This is a genomic window from Salmonella sp. SA15303 (assembly GCF_029962125.1).
In the GTDB taxonomy this organism is placed as follows: domain Bacteria; phylum Pseudomonadota; class Gammaproteobacteria; order Enterobacterales; family Enterobacteriaceae; genus Salmonella; species Salmonella enterica.
The window spans coordinates 4,413,068-4,435,372 of the sequence record NZ_CP123924.1; the positions used below are offsets into that span (position 1 = coordinate 4,413,068).

At 53.9% G+C, this 22,305-nt stretch carries 22 protein-coding genes and 1 pseudogene; 6 read left to right on the forward strand and 17 right to left on the reverse strand.

Annotation, left to right across the window (positions count from 1 at the left end; all coding sequences use genetic code 11):
• Positions 1-123: 123 nt before the first annotated feature.
• Entirely contained in the window at positions 124-654 is a 531-nt protein-coding gene (ssb1, locus tag QEN31_RS21560; RefSeq protein WP_000168322.1) for a single-stranded DNA-binding protein SSB1, read from the reverse strand.
• A gap of 247 nt (positions 655-901) precedes the next feature.
• Between ssb1 and uvrA the strand changes: the two genes are divergently transcribed.
• The 3 genes from uvrA to QEN31_RS21575 all read left to right on the forward strand — a co-directional run bounded on the left by uvrA (position 902) and on the right by QEN31_RS21575 (position 4,639).
• Positions 902-3,727 carry an excinuclease ABC subunit UvrA gene (uvrA, locus tag QEN31_RS21565; protein WP_000357724.1) on the forward strand — a complete coding sequence of 942 codons (2,826 nt, stop codon included), beginning with the start codon at positions 902-904 and terminating at the stop codon, positions 3,725-3,727.
• A 131-nt stretch (positions 3,728-3,858) separates the two neighbouring features.
• Positions 3,859-4,314, forward strand: a complete 456-nt coding sequence (locus tag QEN31_RS21570) for a hypothetical protein (RefSeq protein WP_000432212.1) — start codon at positions 3,859-3,861, stop codon at positions 4,312-4,314.
• Positions 4,301-4,639 carry a hypothetical protein gene (locus QEN31_RS21575; RefSeq protein WP_000146590.1) on the forward strand — a complete coding sequence of 113 codons (339 nt, stop codon included), beginning with the start codon at positions 4,301-4,303 and terminating at the stop codon, positions 4,637-4,639. Before QEN31_RS21570 ends, QEN31_RS21575 begins: the two co-directional genes overlap by 14 nt.
• Here QEN31_RS21575 and QEN31_RS21580 read toward each other — a convergent pair whose 3' ends face one another.
• From QEN31_RS21580 to dnaB, 6 genes are all read right to left on the reverse strand, one after another.
• The gene (locus QEN31_RS21580) at positions 4,640-4,996 is read right to left on the reverse strand and encodes an MmcQ/YjbR family DNA-binding protein (RefSeq protein ID WP_000155665.1); all 357 of its coding nucleotides are present in this window, start codon (positions 4,994-4,996) and stop codon (positions 4,640-4,642) included.
• Positions 4,997-4,998: 2 nt separating this feature from the next.
• Positions 4,999-5,415 carry a secondary thiamine-phosphate synthase enzyme YjbQ gene (locus tag QEN31_RS21585; RefSeq protein ID WP_000270392.1) on the reverse strand — a complete coding sequence of 139 codons (417 nt, stop codon included), beginning with the start codon at positions 5,413-5,415 and terminating at the stop codon, positions 4,999-5,001.
• Positions 5,416-5,543: 128 nt separating this feature from the next.
• Positions 5,544-6,257 (reverse strand): acid phosphatase AphA, encoded by a 714-nt coding sequence (gene aphA, locus QEN31_RS21590; protein WP_000724435.1) that lies wholly within the window; start codon positions 6,255-6,257, stop codon positions 5,544-5,546.
• Between the two features lie 186 nt (positions 6,258-6,443).
• On the reverse strand, positions 6,444-7,637 hold the full coding sequence (gene tyrB, locus QEN31_RS21595) for an aromatic amino acid transaminase (protein ID WP_000486908.1): 1,194 nt from the start codon (positions 7,635-7,637) through the stop codon (positions 6,444-6,446).
• A 185-nt stretch (positions 7,638-7,822) separates the two neighbouring features.
• A complete protein-coding gene (gene alr / locus QEN31_RS21600; RefSeq protein ID WP_023261560.1) occupies positions 7,823-8,902 on the reverse strand; it encodes an alanine racemase in 1,080 nt (359 codons plus the stop codon).
• 31 nt (positions 8,903-8,933) lie between these two features.
• Positions 8,934-10,349: a replicative DNA helicase gene (gene dnaB, locus QEN31_RS21605; protein WP_000918353.1), complete on the reverse strand. Its 1,416-nt coding sequence runs from the start codon at positions 10,347-10,349 to the stop codon at positions 8,934-8,936.
• A gap of 64 nt (positions 10,350-10,413) precedes the next feature.
• On the opposite strand from dnaB, the gene QEN31_RS21610 reads away from it, so the two are divergent.
• Entirely contained in the window at positions 10,414-11,397 is a 984-nt protein-coding gene (locus QEN31_RS21610) for a quinone oxidoreductase (protein ID WP_000235555.1), read from the forward strand.
• A 174-nt stretch (positions 11,398-11,571) separates the two neighbouring features.
• Here QEN31_RS21610 and pspG read toward each other — a convergent pair whose 3' ends face one another.
• The 3 genes from pspG to QEN31_RS21625 all read right to left on the reverse strand — a co-directional run bounded on the left by pspG (position 11,572) and on the right by QEN31_RS21625 (position 14,378).
• On the reverse strand, positions 11,572-11,814 hold the full coding sequence (gene pspG / locus QEN31_RS21615) for an envelope stress response protein PspG (protein ID WP_000891414.1): 243 nt from the start codon (positions 11,812-11,814) through the stop codon (positions 11,572-11,574).
• Between the two features lie 167 nt (positions 11,815-11,981).
• A complete protein-coding gene (gene dusA / locus QEN31_RS21620; protein WP_001661742.1) occupies positions 11,982-12,980 on the reverse strand; it encodes a tRNA dihydrouridine(20/20a) synthase DusA in 999 nt (332 codons plus the stop codon).
• An 87-nt stretch (positions 12,981-13,067) separates the two neighbouring features.
• Positions 13,068-14,378: a conjugal transfer protein TraF gene (locus QEN31_RS21625; RefSeq protein ID WP_064239909.1), complete on the reverse strand. Its 1,311-nt coding sequence runs from the start codon at positions 14,376-14,378 to the stop codon at positions 13,068-13,070.
• Between the two features lie 246 nt (positions 14,379-14,624).
• On the opposite strand from QEN31_RS21625, the pseudogene zur reads away from it, so the two are divergent.
• Positions 14,625-15,140 (forward strand): annotated as a pseudogene (gene zur / locus QEN31_RS21630) (zinc uptake transcriptional repressor Zur).
• Positions 15,141-15,239: 99 nt separating this feature from the next.
• Here the strand turns inward: zur and QEN31_RS21635 are convergent.
• From QEN31_RS21635 to QEN31_RS21655, 5 genes are all read right to left on the reverse strand, one after another.
• The gene (locus QEN31_RS21635) at positions 15,240-15,449 is read right to left on the reverse strand and encodes a CsbD family protein (RefSeq protein ID WP_001030592.1); all 210 of its coding nucleotides are present in this window, start codon (positions 15,447-15,449) and stop codon (positions 15,240-15,242) included.
• 21 nt (positions 15,450-15,470) lie between these two features.
• Positions 15,471-15,584, reverse strand: coding sequence for a hypothetical protein (locus QEN31_RS21640; RefSeq protein WP_001575282.1), 114 nt, complete (start codon positions 15,582-15,584; stop codon positions 15,471-15,473).
• Positions 15,581-16,906 (reverse strand): MATE family efflux transporter DinF, encoded by a 1,326-nt coding sequence (gene dinF, locus QEN31_RS21645; RefSeq protein WP_001128103.1) that lies wholly within the window; start codon positions 16,904-16,906, stop codon positions 15,581-15,583. The genes QEN31_RS21640 and dinF overlap by 4 nt, the downstream gene beginning before the upstream one ends.
• A 178-nt stretch (positions 16,907-17,084) precedes the next feature.
• Positions 17,085-17,693: a transcriptional repressor LexA gene (gene lexA / locus QEN31_RS21650; RefSeq protein ID WP_000646079.1), complete on the reverse strand. Its 609-nt coding sequence runs from the start codon at positions 17,691-17,693 to the stop codon at positions 17,085-17,087.
• Between the two features lie 108 nt (positions 17,694-17,801).
• On the reverse strand, positions 17,802-18,170 hold the full coding sequence (locus QEN31_RS21655) for a diacylglycerol kinase (protein WP_000002900.1): 369 nt from the start codon (positions 18,168-18,170) through the stop codon (positions 17,802-17,804).
• 170 nt (positions 18,171-18,340) lie between these two features.
• Between QEN31_RS21655 and plsB the strand changes: the two genes are divergently transcribed.
• Positions 18,341-20,761, forward strand: a complete 2,421-nt coding sequence (plsB, locus tag QEN31_RS21660; RefSeq protein WP_000017360.1) for a glycerol-3-phosphate 1-O-acyltransferase PlsB — start codon at positions 18,341-18,343, stop codon at positions 20,759-20,761.
• 98 nt (positions 20,762-20,859) lie between these two features.
• Here the strand turns inward: plsB and ubiA are convergent, their stop codons facing one another.
• Both ubiA and ubiC read right to left on the reverse strand, forming a co-directional pair.
• Positions 20,860-21,732, reverse strand: coding sequence for a 4-hydroxybenzoate octaprenyltransferase (gene ubiA / locus QEN31_RS21665; protein ID WP_000455249.1), 873 nt, complete (start codon positions 21,730-21,732; stop codon positions 20,860-20,862).
• Positions 21,733-21,745: 13 nt separating this feature from the next.
• Positions 21,746-22,243: a chorismate lyase gene (ubiC, locus tag QEN31_RS21670; protein ID WP_000019230.1), complete on the reverse strand. Its 498-nt coding sequence runs from the start codon at positions 22,241-22,243 to the stop codon at positions 21,746-21,748.
• Positions 22,244-22,305 lie beyond the last annotated feature (62 nt).

Sequence of the window (22,305 nt, forward strand, 5' to 3'; positions counted from 1 at the left end):
TTTTTTGAAAGGGATACAAAGACAATAATACCAGGTAAGAAAATGCCTGGTTTACACCAGGCATTTCAGCAGACGAGAACTATAGCGAAAATGCAAATAACGCTTTGAGTTTTTTACCAAAAATCAGAACGGAATGTCGTCGTCAAAATCCATTGGCGGTTCGTTAGACGGCGCTGGCGCGGATTGCTGTGGACGCGACTGCGCGCCGCCGCTGAACTGGTTGCCGCCCTGCGGCTGCTGAGGTTGTTGCGGTTGACCCCAACCCCCCTGCTGCTGACCGCCTGCCGGTGCGCCGCCGCCCTGGCGACCACCCAGCATCTGCATCACGCCGCCGATCTGCGGAACGTTAATTTCAGTCGTATAGCGTTCCTGGCCACTCTGATCGGTCCACTTGCGGGTACGCAATTGACCTTCGATATACACCTGAGAACCTTTACGCAGATATTCGCCGGCCACTTCCGCCAGTTTGCCGAACATCACCACCCGGTGCCATTCAGTCTGCTCTTTCATTTCGCCGGTCTGCTTATCGCGCCAGGATTCAGAAGTAGCCAGCGTTAAGTTGGCGACAGCGCCGCCACTCGGCATATAGCGTACTTCCGGGTCCTGGCCCAGATTACCAACGAGAATCACCTTGTTTACGCCTCTGCTGGCCATAATTGAGTCTCCTGAATACGTTTCATAAATAGTGTAAACGCGTGAGTGTACCATTTCCACGTAGCATTTTAATAGCTGCGATGCAGGTTCCAGGTCACTCGCGCGAACCTCATATTGTTGCATACTTTAGCTGAAGATGCATTCCAATACTGTATATTCAAACAGGTTAAATTGTGTCATAATTAGCCGTTTCTGCCGTTTGTCCTTCAAACAAACCAGGCATCCGAGTCTCTACCGGGAAAGGTGAATGGATAAGATCGAAGTTCGGGGCGCCCGCACCCATAATCTCAAAAATATTAACCTCGTCATCCCCCGCGACAAACTGATTGTCGTGACCGGGCTTTCGGGTTCAGGCAAATCCTCACTGGCTTTCGACACTCTGTATGCCGAAGGGCAGCGTCGTTACGTTGAATCGCTCTCCGCTTACGCGCGGCAGTTTTTGTCGCTCATGGAAAAACCGGATGTCGACCATATTGAGGGGCTATCGCCCGCGATCTCAATTGAACAGAAATCGACATCTCACAACCCGCGCTCTACGGTGGGTACCATTACCGAGATCCACGACTACCTGCGCCTGCTGTTTGCCCGCGTGGGCGAGCCGCGTTGTCCGGATCATGACGTGCCGCTGGCGGCGCAAACCGTTAGTCAGATGGTCGATAACGTGCTGTCACAGCCGGAAGGCAAACGTCTGATGCTGCTGGCGCCGATTATTAAAGAGCGTAAAGGCGAACACACCAAAACGCTGGAAAATCTGGCAAGCCAGGGTTACATTCGCGCCCGTATTGACGGCGAAGTCTGCGATCTCTCCGATCCGCCGAAGCTGGAGCTACAAAAGAAACATACCATTGAGGTGGTGATCGATCGCTTCAAAGTTCGCAACGATCTTTCCCAACGCCTGGCGGAGTCGTTCGAAACGGCGCTGGAATTATCCGGCGGCACGGCGGTTGTTGCCGATATGGACGATGAGAAAGCGGAGGAGCTTCTGTTCTCCGCCAATTTTGCCTGTCCGATTTGCGGCTACAGTATGCGCGAACTGGAACCGCGTCTGTTCTCGTTCAACAACCCGGCAGGCGCCTGCCCGACCTGTGACGGGCTCGGCGTTCAGCAATATTTCGATCCGGACCGCGTGATCCAGAATCCCGACCTGTCGCTGGCAGGCGGCGCGATTCGTGGTTGGGATCGTCGCAATTTTTATTACTTTCAAATGCTCAAGTCGCTGGCGGAACACTATAAGTTCGACGTGGATGCGCCGTGGGCAAGCCTCAGCGCCAACGTACATAAAGTCGTGCTGTACGGTTCCGGCAAAGAGAACATTGAATTTAAATATATGAACGATCGCGGCGATACTTCCGTGCGCCGCCATCCGTTCGAAGGCGTGCTGCATAATATGGAGCGCCGTTATAAAGAGACGGAATCCAGCGCGGTGCGCGAAGAGCTGGCGAAGTTCATCAGTAATCGCCCCTGCGCCAGCTGTGAAGGAACGCGACTGAATCGCGAAGCGCGCCATGTATTTGTGGAAAATACGCCGCTGCCTGCTATTTCCGATATGAGCATTGGCCATGCGATGGATTTTTTCACTAATCTCAAGCTTTCCGGGCAACGAGCGAAAATCGCCGAAAAAGTGCTAAAAGAGATCGGCGATCGCCTCAAGTTTCTGGTGAACGTCGGCCTGAACTATCTCACGCTCTCCCGCTCGGCAGAGACGCTTTCCGGCGGCGAAGCCCAGCGTATTCGTCTGGCGAGCCAGATAGGCGCCGGGTTAGTCGGCGTGATGTATGTGCTGGATGAGCCGTCCATCGGTCTGCACCAGCGCGATAACGAACGGCTACTGGGTACGCTGATTCATCTGCGCAATCTTGGCAATACCGTGATTGTGGTGGAACACGATGAAGACGCCATTCGCGCCGCCGACCATGTGATCGATATTGGCCCCGGCGCGGGCGTTCACGGCGGCGAGGTGGTGGCGGAAGGCCCGCTGGAAGCCATTATGGCGGTACCGGAATCGCTGACCGGCCAGTACATGAGCGGTAAACGCAAAATTGAAGTGCCGAAACAACGCGTGCCGGCAAATCCAGAAAAAGTGCTCAAACTCACCGGAGCGCGCGGCAACAACCTGAAAGATGTGACCCTTACGCTACCGGTAGGGCTGTTTACCTGTATCACCGGCGTCTCGGGTTCCGGTAAATCGACGCTGATTAACGACACGCTGTTCCCCATCGCCCAGCGTCAGTTAAACGGGGCGACTATCGCCGAACCGGCGCCGTATCGGGATATTCAGGGGCTGGAACATTTCGATAAAGTGATCGATATCGACCAGAGCCCAATCGGGCGCACCCCGCGTTCCAACCCGGCGACCTATACGGGCGTCTTTACCCCGGTTCGCGAGCTTTTTGCTGGCGTGCCGGAGTCTCGCTCGCGCGGCTACACGCCAGGGCGATTCAGCTTCAACGTGCGCGGCGGTCGCTGCGAAGCGTGCCAGGGCGATGGCGTCATTAAAGTCGAAATGCACTTTCTGCCGGATATTTACGTGCCGTGCGACCAGTGCAAAGGCAAGCGCTATAACCGGGAAACGCTGGAGATTAAGTACAAAGGCAAGACCATCCACGAAGTACTGGATATGACCATTGAAGAAGCGCGTGAGTTCTTTGATGCGGTTCCGGCGCTGGCGCGTAAGCTGCAGACGCTGATGGACGTGGGGCTGACCTATATCCGTCTTGGTCAGTCGGCGACAACGCTTTCCGGCGGCGAGGCCCAGCGCGTGAAGCTGGCGCGCGAACTGTCGAAGCGCGGCACCGGGCAGACGCTGTATATTCTCGACGAGCCGACCACCGGCCTGCACTTTGCCGATATTCAGCAGTTGCTTGACGTTCTGCATCAGTTACGCGATCAGGGCAACACCATCGTGGTGATCGAACACAACCTGGACGTCATTAAAACGGCGGACTGGATTGTCGACCTCGGCCCGGAAGGCGGCAGCGGCGGCGGCGAAATTCTCGTCGCCGGTACGCCGGAAACCGTGGCGGAGTGCGAGGCGTCGCATACTGCCCGCTTCCTTAAACCTATGCTCAAATAACCTTCACGCCGCTTTCCGATTCGCCGGGAAGCGGCATCATTTTTCCTCATCCCACCTCATTGTATCCGTGTTGAGCATTTGTGATTTGCGTGCCGCCTCGCTCTGACATGTGATAGCGCAAACGGTCTGTTATGGAAAACACCATGAAGTTGCCCTACGCAATCACACTACTGCTGTGCCTGTTTTTATCCGCCTGTACGCTGCCTGACCGCTTTAGCGCCGTGGCTTTTCAACAACTGACGCTATTACAAGCGCGCTCAACCCGCTTCCTGCAGGACGCGGCGCGAATACCGTGGCAAAAAGAGACACTGCTCAAGGATGACCGCGATATCCGTCAGACATTTTTTCAGGCTGAGCGGGTCGCCTGTCAGGGTGGGGATAAACACCGACTCGAAAATCTGGCGCTGCTGAAAAATCACTATTTGCGTCTTTATGCGCGGGTTATGCAACGTAAGCAACCACTCACTTACATCCAGGCTGAGAGATACCAACAGCAAAATAATCAGGTCTGGAAATTAGCCATACAGGGTGAGTGTCTGCATTGGGGCGCCCGCTGCACTCAGGGAGAAGAAAATGGCGTCTATTAACGAAATACATAACCTGATGACCACCGCCCGAGCCGAACACCCTGTAGTCTCTTCGGCGATTGCCGAGTTTATCCAGACGTATAAGCAGGCAAGAGAAGACAGCGACGACGGTATCCGCGAGTCCGCCGCGTTTATCGCCCGCGCGCTTCAGGAACATGCTCGCGGCTGGCTGGACGACGACGATATGATTATTCTGCTGGAAGGACAGCGGGACCTCGCCAGGCTACGCGCCAATAATGCGCAAATCGCCCTCGGCAGCCGTATCCGGTCTACGGTCATCCGCCTCATTGATATCGCCCTGGCGTTGTTGGTCGGCGCGCTATAATCAGGACTGCGGCAACTGCTTGCGTTTATCTTCCGGCAGCGCATTTACCGCCTGTTGATAAGAGGCATCGACCAGATAATAGAGTTGTGAATCCGGCAGCGATCCGTCCAGATAGACCGTGCTCCAGTGCGCTTTATTAAGGTGCCGACTCGGTCGTACATCGCTGTGCTGCTGGCGTAACAACTCTGCCAGTTCCGGGCTGGTTTTGAGAGAGGCTGCCGGGCGTCCTTCAACTTCTTTTACCATCGCGAAAAGTACATCTTCCACTTTAATTTGCGTCGCTTTCCAGTCGCTGTGGACGCTCTGCTCTGCGCCAGGTTTTGCCATGCAGTATTGCAGTAATTCCGAAATGGTCATTATCATTCCCCTTGTAGTGTCGCGATGATTTTACGTGGACCGCCGTGAATACGGTGCTCTCCCAACCAGATACCTTGCCATGTTCCTAACTGTAAACGCCCCTGGCGTACAGGCAGCAGCAACGAGACGCCCAATACTGACGACTTAATATGCGAAGGCATGTCATCCGCCCCTTCGTAATCATGTTCATACGCCGCATTATCGGGAACGGTTTTCAGGAAATGGCGCTCCATATCAGCGCGCACGGTGGGATCGCAGTTTTCGTTTAGCGTCAGCGAGGCCGAGGTATGTAGCAACAACAGATGCAGCAAACCCGTTTCGACAGGCGGTAAGCCAGACAATTTATCGATAATTTCATCTGTTATCAGATGAAACCCGCGCGGCTTCTCGCTCAGTGTAATGGTGCGCTGATACCACATAGGCTGCTCCTTCCTAAAAACAAACGTCTCCTGAATAGTGTGCAGCAAGTCTGGAAAAGGTAAAAGCCAGCGGGGCAAGTTTGTGCAAAAATCATGCAAAAAAGGAGAGCCTGACGCTCTCCTGATTTTTAGTACTCCGAGTTGACAATGACTTCCTCGCCAAACGCTCCTGCCTGCGGCAGCGGTTTGTAGGTGGAGTTAGCCGCGCGCAGGATGCGAATACCGCGGATACCACAATCACGAGCCGCGGTAATATCGTTATCCGAATCGCCGTAGAAGATACGCATGTTCTTCTCCTGCAGCCATTGTACTTTCGTATTTTGTTCCGGTTTATCGCCGGCGAAAATCACCGGATTCATATTCGCCGCCGGAATATGGAAGTTATCCGCCAGCGTTTTCGACACGGTTTCCGTTTTCGTCTGACTACGACCAGTGACAAAGTAAATACTGTCGCCACGACGAACATGCATATCAATGAGCTGTCGGGCCACTTCTTTTGGAATACTGAACTCATCCCAGCCGTTGTTCATTTTTTCCCAAAAGGCCGGATTTTTCAGATAATCGTCGCTGTCCGGGGAGTAGGTTTTCTTTCCGCGCCAGAATCCGGGGCTGGAAAATAACACGGTGTCGTCAATATCAAAGCCGACCGCCATCGGCGGGCGTCCGGTGAGGCTGTTTTCAATCTGGGCGACAGAGACCCAATGGACAGGCGCTTGTTCCGCGAGTTTTGCAACATTAGTGCCCGGATTGAGTGTCGAAGGGGAAGATACTAACGCATTCGCGGAATGGTTTAGCGTAAACAATAAACAGACGGCGCTCAGCGCCAGGGTTATTTTTTTCATGCTTTTCCCTTAAAATTCAAAATATTATAATTATTAAGATGAGTCTTTGCTCAAAAAACTATCTGACCATAACGCCAGTAACGGTCAAAAGGAAGGATTATCTGCGGTTTTGTTACGAAAAAAGAGGATGATCACAACAGCTATTGTCAGGCCGGAGGGCACTGTTATCGCCGTCCGGCCTGAATATTACATGACAGCGGCAAATGCCTTCGCCACGCGGTGTACATTTGAAGCATTAAGCCCGGCGACACACATGCGGCCACTGGCAATCAGGTAAACGCCAAACTCATCGCGCAACCGCTCGACCTGCTCCGCGCTTAACCCGGTATAGCTGAACATACCGCGCTGCTGTAACAAGTAATCAAAGTTGCGGTCAGGCATCTCCGCCTTCAGCTCCTTCACCAGCGTCTGGCGCATCGATATAATGCGGTTACGCATCGCGTCGACTTCCGCCAGCCAGCCCGCTTTTAACGCCTCATCGCCCAGGACCGTAGCGACCACCTGAGCGCCGAAACACGGCGGACTGGAGTAAATTCGGCGCACCGTCGCTTTTAGCTGTCCCAGAACCCGCGCGGCAATTTCAGCATCTTCACACACCACCGACAGGCCGCCGACGCGCTCGCCGTACAGCGAGAAAATCTTCGAAAAAGAATTACTGACTAACGCAGGTAACCCAGCGCTGGCAATGGCGCGAATAGCGTAAGCATCCTCGTCCATGCCTGCGCCAAACCCCTGATAGGCAATATCAAGGAACGGAATCAGATCGCGCGCTTTCACTATCTCAATCACCGCATCCCATTGCGAAGGCGTTAAATCCGCCCCGGTCGGGTTGTGACAACAGGGGTGCAGCAGCACGATACTGCGCGCAGGTAACGTATTCAGCGTGGCCAGCAGATCGTTAAAACGGATGCCGTTAGTCGCGTCGTCATACCAGGGGTAAGTACTCACTTCGAATCCTGCCCCGGCAAATATCGCAATATGGTTTTCCCAGGTAGGGTCGCTCACCCATACGCCTGCGTCGGGGAAATAACGCTTCAGGAAATCCGCGCCCACTTTCAGCGCGCCGGAACCGCCTAATGTCTGGATAGTAGCCACGCGCTGTTGCTGAAGAACCGGGTGATCGGCGCCAAAGAGCAAAGGCGCGATAGTATGGCGATAAGTATTGAGTCCCTCCATCGGCAGGTACAGCGAAGCGCCATGCGGCTGCGCGTTAAGCCGGGCTTCGGCTTCGGCCACCGTTTTAAGCTGTGGGATAATCCCGTCTTCGTTGTAATACAGGCCAATGCTCAGATTTACTTTGTCGTGACGGGAGTCGTCTTTAAAACGCTCCATCAGTGAAAGAATCGGATCGCCGGCATAGGCGTCAACTTTTTGAAACACGCGATGGTTCTCCAGGTTTACAGAGGGCAGGAAATAACACAATAAACCGGAAGGACGAGAAGATCGAGAGGATGTTGTGGTGGATGCGCATATTACCGGATAGCGGCGTGAACGTCTTATCCGGCCTACAGCCAATGCGCGATACAAGCCGGATAAGCGCAAGCGCCACCCGGCCCGCCGCGTATTTAATCAATATACTTCATCGCCACCCTTGAGGTCAGGCGCGTGATAAGTTCGTAAGCACTTACTTTTGTTATTTCAGCGATACGTTCAACCGGCAGACCTTCACCCCATAAAACCACCGGATCGCCCGCGTTATCCTGCGCGTTTGGCCCCAAATCCACGCAAATCATATCCATCGCCACCCGCCCGACAATCGGGACTTCACGACCATTGACCAGTACTGGCGTACCGGAAGGCGCCGCTCGTGGGTAGCCATCGCCATACCCCATCGCCACCACGCCCAGGCGCGTGTCGCGCTCACTTACCCATGTCCCGCCGTAGCCCACCGGTTCGCCCGCTTTGTGGTCACGCACCGCGATCAAACTGGAGGTTAAGGACATCACCGGCTGAAAACCAAAATCCGGCCCCCAGGGTTTGTGCTCCAGCGGCGATACGCCATACAAAATGATGCCCGGACGCGCCCAGTCAAAGTGAGACTGCGGCCACAGCAGAATACCGCCAGACGCGGCAATAGAGCGCTGCCCGGTTTTACCCTGACAGAAGGCATTAAAAATGTCGAGCTGATGTTCGGTAGCGCCGCATTCCGGCTCATCCGCACGGGCAAAATGGCTGACGATATTCACCGGCTGGCGTACATTTTTACAGTGCGTCAGACGCTGGTAGAACGCCTCCGCCTCTTCGGGACGCACGCCGAGACGATGCATACCGGTATCCAGTTTCATCCAGACCGTTACCGGCTCCGCCAGCTCCACCGCCTCCAGGGCGGCAAGCTGCTCTTGATTATGTACGGCGGTATGCAGACATTGCGCGGAAATGGTCGGCAGATCGGCGGCGTCGAAAAAACCCTCCAGCAGCAGGATAGGCTGCGTGATCCCGCCCGCTCGCAGACGTAGAGCCTCTTCAAGACGCGCCACGCCAAAAGCGTCAGCATCAGGGAGCGTTCGCGCGGTCTCCAGAAGACCGTGTCCATAAGCGTTCGCTTTCACCACCGCAACCAGCTTACTGGCAGGCGCCAGTTCACGCAGACGTTGCAGGTTGTGTCGCAGAGCGCGGCGGTTAATGACGACTGTTGCCGCTTGCATTTGAATTCCTTGTTAAAAGAATGACGGAGAGTTACTCATCATCGTATTGCGGTCCCGCATAGTTATCGAAGCGCGACCACTGACCATTGAACGTCAGACGAACCGTACCGATAGGACCGTTACGTTGCTTACCAATAATAATTTCAGCAATGCCTTTTAAGTCGCTGTTCTCGTGATAAACCTCATCACGGTAGATAAACATAATTAAGTCGGCATCCTGTTCAATAGAGCCGGATTCACGCAGGTCGGAGTTCACCGGACGTTTATCCGCGCGTTGTTCCAGGGAGCGGTTAAGCTGCGATAGCGCCACGACCGGCACCTGAAGTTCCTTCGCCAGCGCTTTCAACGAGCGAGAAATTTCGGCGATTTCCAGAGTACGGTTATCAGAAAGCGACGGCACGCGCATCAATTGCAGGTAGTCGATCATAATCAGACTTAACCCGCCATGTTCGCGGAAAATACGCCGCGCGCGCGAACGGACTTCTGTCGGCGTAAGACCTGAGGAGTCGTCAATATACATATTGCGTTTCTCCAGCAGAATGCCCATCGTGCCGGAGATTCGCGCCCAGTCTTCATCATCGAGTTGACCGGTACGAATACGTGTCTGATCGACGCGGGACAGCGAGGCCAGCATACGCATCATGATCTGTTCGCCGGGCATCTCCAGACTAAAGATCAGTACCGGTTTATCCTGCAACATCGCCGCATTTTCGCAGAGGTTCATCGCAAAAGTGGTTTTACCCATGGAGGGGCGCGCCGCGACGATAATCAAATCCGAACGCTGTAACCCTGCCGTCTTTTTATTGAGGTCCTGATAGCCGGTATCCACGCCTGTAACGCCATCGTGCGGTTGCTGGAACAGCTGCTCAATACGCGCCACGGTGGCGTCGAGAATCTGGTCGATGCTTTTCGGACCTTCGTCTTTGTTGGCCCGGTTTTCCGCGATCTGGAAGACGCGCGACTCCGCCAGATCCAGCAGTTCGTCGCTATTGCGCCCCTGTGGATCGTAACCGGCGTCCGCAATTTCATGCGCCACCGCGATCATATCGCGGACCACGGCGCGTTCGCGCACAATGTCCGCATAAGCACTGATATTCGCCGCGCTTGGCGTGTTTTTAGACAGCTCCGCCAGATAGGCGAAACCGCCGACGCTGTCCAGTTGGCCCTGCCGCTCCAGCGATTCCGCGAGCGTAATCAGGTCGATAGGACTGCCGCTTTCCTGCAAGCGCCCCATCTCCGTAAAGATATGGCGATGCGGGCGGGTATAGAAATCTTCCGCCACCACGCGCTCGGCCACATCGTCCCAGCGCTCGTTATCCAGCATTAAACCGCCCAACACCGACTGTTCCGCTTCAATCGAGTGCGGCGGCACTTTTATCCCGGCAACCTGCGGATCGCGGTCGCGGGCATCAGTCTGTGGTTTGTTGAAGGGTTTATTTCCTGCCATAGTGAATGGAGTTACCGAGATAGTGATTGGGTCGAAAGATTACCACATTTCTTTTGGAGGAAGCATGGCAACGCGTATTGAATTTCACAAGCATGGTGGTCCGGAAGTGCTTCAGACCGTGGAGTTTACGCCAACGGAACCGGCGGAACACGAAATCCAGGTTGAGAACAAAGCCATTGGTATCAACTTCATCGACACCTATATCCGTAGCGGACTCTATCCGCCCCCGTCGTTGCCTGCGGGCCTGGGAACCGAAGCTGCGGGTGTGGTCAGTAAAGTCGGCAACGGCGTGGAGCACATTCGCGTGGGCGATCGCGTCGTCTACGCGCAGTCAACGCTCGGCGCTTACAGTTCCGTCCATAACGTCCCCGCAGATAAAGCCGCGATTTTACCTGACGCCATTTCCTTCGAACAGGCGGCAGCCTCTTTTCTCAAGGGGTTGACCGTTTTTTACCTGTTGCGCAAAACCTATGAAGTGAAACCCGACGAACCCTTCCTGTTTCATGCCGCTGCGGGCGGCGTCGGTCTGATCGCCTGCCAATGGGCAAAAGCGCTGGGCGCGAAGCTTATCGGTACCGTCGGTAGCGCGCAAAAAGCGCAGCGGGCGCTGGACGCCGGTGCCTGGCAGGTAATTAATTACCGTGAGGAGAGCATTGTCGAACGGGTAAAAGAGATCACCGGCGGCAAAAAAGTCCGCGTGGTCTATGACTCCGTGGGGAAAGATACCTGGGAAGCCTCACTGGACTGCCTGCAACGTCGGGGACTGATGGTCAGTTTCGGCAATGCGTCCGGCCCCGTCACTGGCGTGAATTTAGGTATTCTGAATCAGAAAGGTTCCCTGTATGCCACGCGACCTTCACTACAGGGGTATATTACGACACGTGAAGAACTGACCGAAGCCAGCAATGAATTGTTCTCATTGATCGCCAGCGGCGTGATTAAAGTTGATGTGGCTGAAAATCAACGCTATGCGTTAAAAGATGCCCGTCGCGCACATGAGGTGCTGGAAAGCCGGGCCACACAGGGCTCAAGCCTGCTGATTCCGTAATAGCTCTGCAAAGAAATTGGGCTTCCACCCGGGAAGCCCTTTCTTTTTTTGTTCGGCTGTATGTAGGGTACAGCGCGATGAATTCGTTACCTGCGCAATCATGACAGATTTAATAATCGATTCCTATTTGCCTGTGAGGGCAAAGTTCCAGGTTGTGACGAACCGCTCAATACCTTAGTAAAACCGACGGTTATTGCGCTGATACTGAGGGATTTTTGGCGTTTTTACTGCTTTGATCACCCACACCACAGCCACCGCCAGCAGTAGCCACGGTAACAGCTTGATCATCAGGGCGAACATTCCGCCCAGGAACATGACGGCAGTCGCTACAACCAGCGCGGCCAGAATGCCCAGCAAGGAGACGCCCGTCACCATTAACATCAGAAAAAAGCCAAGCACAAAAAGTAGTTCCAGCATAGTCGCTCCCCATAAAAATGGCATTGCCCGGCGGCACGGCGCTTACCGGGTTTGGTCAGGTAAGCTATTACAAAAATCATGCCAATATTTATGTTTTTGATATATAAAGAAAACGCCCTGCAAGACTGCACAGTGCGTGGTGAGATTGACTAATTTTTGGCGAACTTTTAACGCTTGTCTGCCACCAGTTTTAGCGCCTGCTCCAGTACAGCAACATCCGCGCCAGCTTTATGGGCGTTTTCGCTCAGATAGCGACGCCACTGCCGCGCGCCGGGGATGCCCTGGAACAACCCCAGCATATGGCGAGTGATATGCCCCAGATACGCTCCCTGGCTCAATTCACGCTCAATATAGGGATACATCGCGCGAACCACCACAACCGGGTCGGCATCGGTGGTATCGGCGCCAAAGATCTCCCGATCCACCGCGGCCAGTATACCCGGATTCTGATAAGCTTCGCGGCCAACCATGACGCCATCCATATGGCGCAGGTGCTCCTTCGCCTCTTCCAGCGATTTGATGCCGCCGTTAATGGACATGGTCAGGTGCGGAAAATCCCGCTTTAGCTGATAGACGCGCGGGTAATCCAGCGGCGGGATCTCACGATTTTCTTTCGGGCTTAAGCCAGAAAGCCAGGCTTTGCGCGCATGGATAATAAACATCTCGCATTCGCCCTGACCGGAAACCGTATTAATGAAATCACACAGGAACGCATAACTGTCCTGATCGTCAATACCAATGCGGGTTTTTACCGTCACCGGAATCGAGACGACATCACGCATGGCTTTAACACAATCGGCGACCAGTTGCGCATTGCCCATCAAACAGGCGCCAAACATACCATTTTGCACGCGATCGGAAGGGCACCCCACGTTGAGGTTAATTTCATCGTAGCCACGCGCTTCCGCCAGCTTTGCACAATGCGCAAGCTGAGCCGGATCGCTTCCACCAAGCTGTAGAGCGACCGGATGCTCTTCTTCGCTGTAAGCCAGATAGTCACCCTTACCGTGAATAATTGCGCCCGTGGTCACCATTTCGGTGTAGAGCAGCGTCTGGCGAGACAGCAAACGCAGGAAATAGCGGCAATGTCTGTCCGTCCAGTCGAGCATAGGCGCGATGGAGAAGCGATAAGCAGGAAAAGCGGAGGACTGGGTTTCAGGCTGCATGGCGAATAAATAAGCATCCGGTTAAAAAAGGGGCGTTACTATAGCATAACGCTAAACCGGAGGCGTAGCGCCTCCGGTGAAAGCACCTCAGAATGTCATTGTAAGCTGCGCGCCTGCCCCCCAGGTTTCATCTTCGCCGTACAGTCCCATTAAGTCGAGATGCACACGGTTAAAGGGCGCAAAGCCAAGACCGCCGGTAACCACATTGCTATCGTTATTTTTCACATCCGCACGATACCCTGCGCGCACCGCCAGCCATGACAACGGTCGAACTTCAGCGCCGACACCCACGTACTGTGAATTGTCTTCGCTCTTAAAGCCTTTCGTTTCCGTCAGATCGCCATCGGCACTGACGATCAGCAAATCGTTATGCCATGCGATGCCCGCGGTAACCAGGGGGCGGATTTGGTATGTATCTTTGTAGTTGGTGGTTTCTCCCGTCATACCATTAGTGATGTAAATATCTTTCGTATCGATATCGCGAGATACCAGATTTTGCCCGCTCAGCCCCAGCGTCCAGTTTTCACCGATATCGGCAGCAAGCCCCGCATCAATGTTAAAACCCGTATCATCATTGCGATAACGGCTGCTATTCCAGTCGCTACTGTCGTAGTTATAAATTGAGGTGGTGTAGTTATAGAGCCAGGTTTTTTGCAGTTTTGGCGTAACACCAATGGAAACAGGCACCTCGCCCACCACAAACTGCTTCGCCAGCGCAATACCGTAGTCAGATACAATCGCTACCCGCCCCGACGCGGTAGAGTTTAAATGCTTTGTAATTTCGTCAGACCCCAGCAAAGCAGCGCGTCCTGCTTCACGAAGCGCGACACGTTCATCATGCTGGATATCGCGCAGATACTGAATATCGTTCTGATCAATGGACGAACTCACGCGCCCATGCGCATAACCTTTGGCGATAAACGCCACGGAAAGCGTTTGCCCTGGAATACTTACCGCCAACCCGGCGCCGGCATTGGCGCGGGCGGTTTTTCCGTTGAGATATTCCAGCTCATCGGCCAGGTCGCGCGCGGCGCCCTGAAATTGATTCAGCACGCCTCGCGGATTGAGCAGAATTTGCCCCAGCGTAAGGTTATCGACGACCTCATCGTAGTAATCCACTTTATCGCTGATATCGTCAATTTCATCCTGGAGATTGTCTTTATCCGTAATCTGGACGCCGACCGCAGGAAGGACAACAGTGATATTGTCTTCCGGTTTGGCTTTTGCCAGTAACGCCGGATTTAATAGTACTCCGCTGCCATAATTCGCGGACGCGACGCCCGTCCCGCCCATTGCGTCATTACGCGCTTCCGTCCAGGTATTGGCGGCGCTCGCCTGCTTTGCCATAAAAAGCGAGACCGCGATAGCAATCAGTGAAAGTTTGACGTTTTTGTTCACAGTTAGCCCATCTTATTATCAGGTGAAGTAATCCCTCCGCCACGCTTTACCGGACAGAGGCGAACTATTGCTGTGAAATAGTGATGTTAAATCCTGTTGTTATAATATCGACCCTCATTATGTATAGATGAGAATACTGGCGCGGAAAAGCTTAGCAGGCGATATATTGTCGCGGGGTAATTTCAGAGTTTTAAGCAGCTCGTGGTAAAGTAACGGATTAGACTTTCATGCCATTCGAGGTGCTACATGGAAAAGACCACAACGCAAGAGTTACTGGCGCAAGCTGAAAAACTCTGCGCGCAGCGCAACGTGCGCCTGACGCCTCAGCGCCTCGAAGTGCTGCGCCTGATGAGTCTGCAACAGGGTGCCATCAGCGCATACGATTTGCTCGATTTGCTGCGCGAAACGGAACCATAGGCCAAACCGCCCACCATCTACCGCGCGCTGGATTTTTTGCTCGAACAGGGTTTTGTCCATAAAGTGGAATCCACCAATAGTTATGTGGTTTGCCACCTGTTCGACCAGCCGACGCACAGCTCGGCCATGTTTATCTGCGATCGTTGCGGCGTGGTGAAGGAAGAGTGTGCCGAGGGCGTGGAAGACATCATGCATACGCTGGCGGCTAAAATGGGCTTTGCGCTACGACATAACGTTATTGAGGCGCACGGTCTGTGCCCTGCGTGCGTAGAAGTGGAAGCGTGTCGCCATCCGGGCGACTGTGGTCACGATCACTCGGTGCTGGTGAAGAAAAAACCGCGTTAGCCTGAACGGAAAACGGGCGGCAATGAGAGAGGGGCACGCCCGCATTCACAGGCAAACAGTGGGAAGCACATCCATGTACTCCTGGTAGGGGAAAACATATTACCAGCGATAGTTGTTACGGGTTTCCCAGTCAACAACCTCTTTTTCCGCCTGATCTTTCTGGTAACCGTAACGCTCCTGGATTTTACCTACCAGTTGGTCGCGTTTACCTTCGATAACGGTCATATCGTCATCGGTCAGTTTGCCCCATTGTTCTTTCATTTTACCTTTAAACTGTTTCCAGTTACCGCCGGCTTCGTCTTTATTCATCATCTTGTCCTCATCATTCGGTTAGGAATAGCAGGTGTTATTCGCCCAAATGCACTGCAATTTCTGCTGGACGTGATAATAATTGTAGGCAGGAATTCGGCCTTCGGTTTTATATTCAGAATTTTTAACCGTCACGATCTGGCAAACCATGTACCCTCGCGCCAGTGACGACGCCAGATAAGGCTCAACGACAGACCGCGAAGCGCCAGGAACACGGTTAATGCCAGCCATAAACCATGATTTCCTAATACCGGCAGGGCGAAGAGCGTCAGCGCGAATCCTCCCGCGGCGACTGCCATGCTATTGCGCATTTCGGCAGCGCGCGTCGCGCCAATAAACATACCATCGAGCAGATAGCACCATACGCCCACCAGCGGTAATACCACCTGCCAGATAAGATACCGATCCGCCAGTAGCTGTATTTGCGGCAATGAGGTCAGTAACGCGACAATATGTTCGCCTGCCAGGGCATAGACTGTGGAAAACAACAAGGCCACAATTCCTGACTGACGACACGCCGCTCGCCAGACGTCCAGTAGCTTGCTACCGTCACGCGCGCCGTAAGCCTGACCGGAGTGCGCCTCCACCGCATAAGCAAAACCGTCCAGCGCATAGGCCGTAAAGGTGAGTAAGGTCATCAGGACTGCATTTACCGCGATAATATCGCTGCCCAGCCGCGCGCCTGACACCGTGATTGCGCCAAAACAAAGCTGAAGGAGCAATGAGCGCAGCATGATATCGCGATTGAGCGCCAAAAGGCGGCGCACGTTGCCGCGCCAGGCCTGTTTTAGCATATCCAGCGACACACCGCGGAGATGGAGAACTTTACGTACCATCATGAGGCCGATCAGTAACGTGACATATTCTGCGATGACCGTCGCCAGGGCAGCACCCTGCACGTTCATATGAAGCCCCATCACCAGCCACAGGTCGAGCGCGATGTTGAGGATATTGCCCACGACCAACAAGATAACCGGCGCCCGCGCATACTGAACGCCTAACAGCCAACCGAGCAGCACCAGATTCGCCAGTGACGCGGGAGCGCTTAGCCAACGAATTTCAAGGAAGCGTCTCGCTTGCACCAGGACAGCGTCGTTCCCGCCGACAATATGTAAAGCCAGCTCGATAAGCGGCGTGCGAAATAGCACAATCATCACGCCAGCGCCCAGCGCCAGTAATAACGGTTGAATGAGCGCCCGGGCTAACGCCTGCGGATTTTTGGCGCCAAATGCCTGCGCCGTTAGGCCGGTGGTGCTCATACGTAGAAATAGCAGCAGCATGAAAAGAAAGCTGGTGGCAGTCGCGCCCACCGCCACGCCGCCCAGGAAAACCGGGCTGTCCAGATGACCAATCACCGCCGTATCGACCAGCCCCAGCAAGGGGACGGTGATGTTAGAAAAAATCATCGGCAGCGCGAGATGCCAGAGAGCTTTATCAGAGGAGGTAAAAAGCGGCATGGAGAAAAGCCTGACAAGGAGTTAAACGAAACGAGCGCATTGCCGGATGGCAACGTAACGCCTTATCCGGCCTACAAATTAATCATCTCAGGAACTGCATTCCCGTAGGCCTGATAAGCGCAGCGCCATCAGGCTGCACGATTGCCGGATGACGGCTTACAAGGAGATTAAAAAGAGATTACAACCATTCCCCGTTGCGAATGACGCCTACCGCCAACCCTTCAATCGTAAAGCTTTGTTCGCGCAGATCCACCACTATCGGTGTAAACTCGCTGTTTTCCGGCAGCAGCTCCACTTTATTGCCCTGCTTTTTCAGACGTTTTACTGTCACTTCATCGTCAATGCGAGCGACAACCACCTGGCCATTACGGACGTCCTGCGTTTTATGTACCGCCAGCAAATCCCCATCCATAATACCGATGTCTTTCATCGACATACCGCTCACGCGCAGCAGGAAATCGGCGCTGGGTTTGAACAGTGAAGGATCGACCTGGTAATGGCCTTCAATATGCTGCTGCGCCAGAAGCGGTTCACCCGCCGCGACACGCCCAACAAGCGGTAATCCGTCCTCTTCTTCCTGTAACAGACGGATACCTCGCGATGCGCCGGAAACGATTTCAAGCACCCCTTTGCGCGCCAGCGCTTTAAGGTGTTCTTCCGCCGCGTTTGGGGAACGGAACCCCAAACGCTGCGCGATTTCCGCACGCGTCGGTGGCATACCTGTCTGGCTGATGTGATCCCGGATGAGATCAAACACCTCTTGTTGCCTGGCCGTTAACGCTTTCATTCCGCCCCCTGGGTGTATATACAATCATGCTGTGAGTATATACAGTTAAAGGTGATTTTGGAACCACAAACGGCGCAAAAAACAAGAGATTTATAAAATTTGGAACCTTTATCGAAAATGTGACCATAACAGGATGCCCCAGGTCATCAGGGCAACGAAAATAGACAGTAGCACCGCAGCCGATCCCATATCTTTCGCACGGCCGGAAAGCTCATGGTATTCAGAACCGATGCGGTCCACGACCGCTTCAATAGCGCTGTTGAGGATTTCAACAATCATGATAAGTAAAACGGAACCTATCAATAACACACGGGTAATCGCATCCACATCCAGCCAGCAGGCGATGATGACGCCCAGCAATACCGCGATACTTTCCTGGCGAAACGCCGCTTCGTGAGTCCATGCGGCGCGAAATCCTTTCCAGGAATATCCTGCCGCTTTGATAATTCTGGTGAATCCAGTGGTATTATTGGCCATCAAAAGAACCTTTTTACATTATTAACGTCAATGACATTATACGGTTGCCCTGCACGATTCGGACTGCCGTAACGCAGCGCGAAGTATGACGGGATACAACAGAAATTCGCTAAACTTTCTGATATCCTTGCACCGCATTTGCATTATTAACCAGAGGCTTTACATCGTTTATGTCCGGCTGGCCACGAATTTACTACAAATTACTGAATTTACCATTAAGCATACTGGTAAAAAGCAAGTCTATTCCGGCGGAACCCGCCCAGGAATTGGGGCTCGATACTTCTCGCCCCATTATGTATGTCTTGCCATACAACTCAAAAGCGGACTTACTGACGCTGCGGGCGCAATGTCTGGCGCACGATCTCCCGGATCCGCTGGAGCCGCTGGAGATCGACGGCGCGCTGTTGCCACGCTATGTATTTATTCACGGCGGACCGCGTGTCTTTACCTATTACACGCCAAAAGAAGAGTCGGTGAAACTTTTTCACGATTATCTCGATCTGCATCGGAGTAATCCGGCTTTGGACGTGCAGATGGTGCCCGTTTCCGTGATGTTTGGCCGCGCGCCGGGTCGTGAAAAGGGAGAAGATAACCCGCCTTTACGTATGCTGAACGGCGTACAGAAATTCTTTGCCATCTCCTGGCTGGGTCGCGATAGCTTTGTCCGATTCTCGCCGTCCGTCTCATTGCGTCGCATGGCTGATGAACACGGCACCGATAAAATCATCGCGCAGAAGCTGGCTCGCGTGGCGCGTATGCACTTTGCTCGCCAGCGCCTGGCGGCGGTTGGCCCACGCCTGCCCGCCCGTCAGGATCTGTTTAACAAACTGCTGGCCTCGAAAGCGATCGCCCGCGCGGTAGAAGACGAAGCGCGCAGTAAGAAAATCTCTCATGAAAAAGCGCAGCAAAACGCCATTGCGCTGATGGAAGAGATCGCGGCGAACTTCTCTTACGAGATGATTCGTTTGACCGACAGGATTTTGGGGTTTACCTGGAACCGTCTTTACCAGGGAATTAACGTGCATAACGCCGAGCGCGTACGCCAACTGGCGCACGACGGGCATGAAATCGTCTATGTGCCCTGTCACCGCAGCCATATGGACTATTTGCTCCTTTCTTATGTGCTGTACCATCAGGGGCTGGTTCCGCCGCACATTGCCGCCGGTATTAACCTTAATTTCTGGCCCGCTGGCCCGATTTTCCGTCGTCTGGGCGCGTTCTTTATTCGTCGCACCTTTAAGGGGAATAAACTCTATTCCACCGTCTTTCGCGAATACCTGGGCGAGCTGTTCAGCCGCGGTTACTCGGTTGAGTATTTTGTCGAAGGAGGACGTTCGCGTACCGGACGTTTGTTAGATCCGAAAACCGGCACCCTGTCGATGACTATCCAGGCGATGCTGCGCGGCGGTACCCGTCCAATTACGTTAGTGCCTATTTACATCGGCTATGAGCACGTCATGGAAGTGGGCACCTATGCGAAAGAGCTGCGCGGCGCGACAAAAGAGAAAGAGAGTCTGCCGCAGATGCTGAAAGGCTTGAGCAAGCTGCGCAATCTGGGTCAGGGCTACGTTAACTTTGGCGAACCGATGCCGCTCATGACGTACCTGAACCAGCATGTGCCGGAGTGGCGCGAATCTATCGACCCTATAGAGGCCATACGCCCAGCCTGGCTGACGCCGACGGTAAATAGTATCGCCGCCGATCTGATGGTGCGTATTAACAACGCTGGCGCGGCAAACGCGATGAACCTGTGTTGTACCGCGCTGTTAGCGTCGCGTCAGCGCTCGCTCACCCGCGAGCAGCTCACCGAGCAGCTTGATTGCTATCTCGATCTGATGCGCAATGTCCCTTATTCCACAGACTCAACCGTTCCTGCCGCCAGCGCTGGCGAGCTTATCGCTCACGCGCTGCAGATGAATAAGTTTGAGGTCGAGAAAGACACCATTGGCGATATCATCATTCTGCCGCGCGAGCAGGCGGTGTTGATGACCTACTATCGTAACAATATCGCGCATATGTTGATTATGCCTTCGCTGATGGCGGCGATTATCACCCAGCATCGTCGCATTTCGCGTGATGCGTTGCAGCAGCATGTTGAAGCGCTCTATCCGATGTTAAAAGCGGAGCTGTTCCTGCGCTGGGAGCGCGAGGAGTTAGCCTCGGTCATTGACGCGCTGGCCAGTGAAATGCAGCGTCAGGGGCTAATTACCCTGCAGGATGATGAACTGCATATCAACCCGACGCATTCCCGTACGCTGCAACTGCTGGCGGCAGGCGCGCGCGAAACGCTACAGCGTTATGCCATTACGTTCTGGCTGTTGAGCGCCAATCCGTCCATCAACCGCAGTACGCTGGAGAAAGAAAGCCGTACCGTGGCGCAACGTCTGTCTGTCCTGCACGGCATTAACGCGCCGGAGTTTTTCGACAAAGCGGTGTTCAGTTCACTCGTGTTGACGCTACGGGATGAGGGTTATATCAGTGATACGGGCGATGCCGAACCGGCAGAAACGATGAAGATATATCAGATGCTTGCCGATCTGATTACCTCTGATGTCCGTCTGACGATTGAAAGCGCGACGCAGGGCGAGTAAGCCAGTGCCTGAAATGCCCGATGGCGTAAGCTTATCGGGCAACTGATATGACGTATTGAAAATTTTGGCTTTGTAGGCCGGGTCCGCCCGGCATGACATCAGAAGTGCCAGTAACTCATCGCCAGCCCTAAAAATAGCACCAGGCCAACGTAGTTATTGTTCATAAAGGCTTTAAAGCAGGCTTCACGCTCACGGTTCGCAATCAGTTTTTGCTGGTAGACAAACAGCGCGCCCGCCACCAGCACAGCCCAGTAATATCCCCATCCCAGACCATTCAACCAGCCGATCAGCGCCATTAACGCCATGACGCCAAGCTGCAGAATCCCGATAATCAATGTGTCATAACGACCAAACAGGATCGCCGTCGATTTAATGCCTATCTTGATATCATCATCTCTGTCGACCATCGCATATTGCGTATCGTAAGCCACCGCCCAGAGAATATTGGCGAGGAACATCAGCCAGCAGCTCAACGGCAGGGATTCGCTCACCGCGGCGAACGCCATGGGGATTGACCAGCCGAAAGCGGCCCCCAGCACGACCTGCGGCAGGTGGGTGTAGCGTTTCATAAAGGGATAAACCCAGGCCAACGCCAGCGCCGCCACGGAAAGCAGAATCGTCATGGCGTTCAGCGTCAGCACCAACAGAAACGCCAGCAGCACCAGCACCACAAACAGGTTGCGCGCTTCTTTCTCTGTCACGGCGCCGCTGGGTAAAGGTCGGTTGACCGTACGTTTTACATGTCCGTCAAATTTACGATCGGCATAATCATTCACCACGCAGCCCGCCGCGCGCATTAACCACACGCCAGCGACAAAAACTGCCAAAATCCACAGCTGAGGCATACCCGGCGTCGCCACCCATAGCGCCCAAAGCGTCGGCCAGAGCAGCAGCAACGCGCCAATAGGCTTATCTGTACGCATCAAACGGTGAAACGCCAGCAGCTTACTCTGCGTCAGACTCCACTCCATCTTTATCTTCCTCTCAGTACAGCGGCGATGCAGGTAAAAAAAGCTCGGTAAGCAACAGCGGTTTTCCGCTCAACCGCAGTCGAGAGCGGCGCCCCCACAGCGTTGCATCGCGTCCAATTTCAATAAAATCGCGGGTCAGTGTCGATGATGTAAATAGATAACGTCCAAGCGGGGTTTTACCCAGATGTTGTAAGACCTGTTCAGGTCCGCACAGCGTGGATTCCGGTACCACGGTACGTCCGGCAAGCCAAGGCTCGCCGTCAGCGCAAAGCAGTATCTCACGTAACCAGTAGCGGGATTCTGATGGCAGTAAACCTGATGCTTCCTCGACCTCACTTTGGCCGACAAACGCTTCCCGAATCAGCGTCACGCTTACCCGCTTTCCCTGCTGCTCAAAACGTTTAGTCATAGAATCTTCCAGCAACAGCCAGTCCAGCAAATGGGGTTCAAGCGCAGGAATCGCATCAAAATAGCGCAGCGCACGCAGTCGCGTTAACGCAGGGTGTGACATGCCTTACTCTCCGATTCATAACCTAAAGTCATTGTATCTCAGAAAAGACATTACGGGGGGCG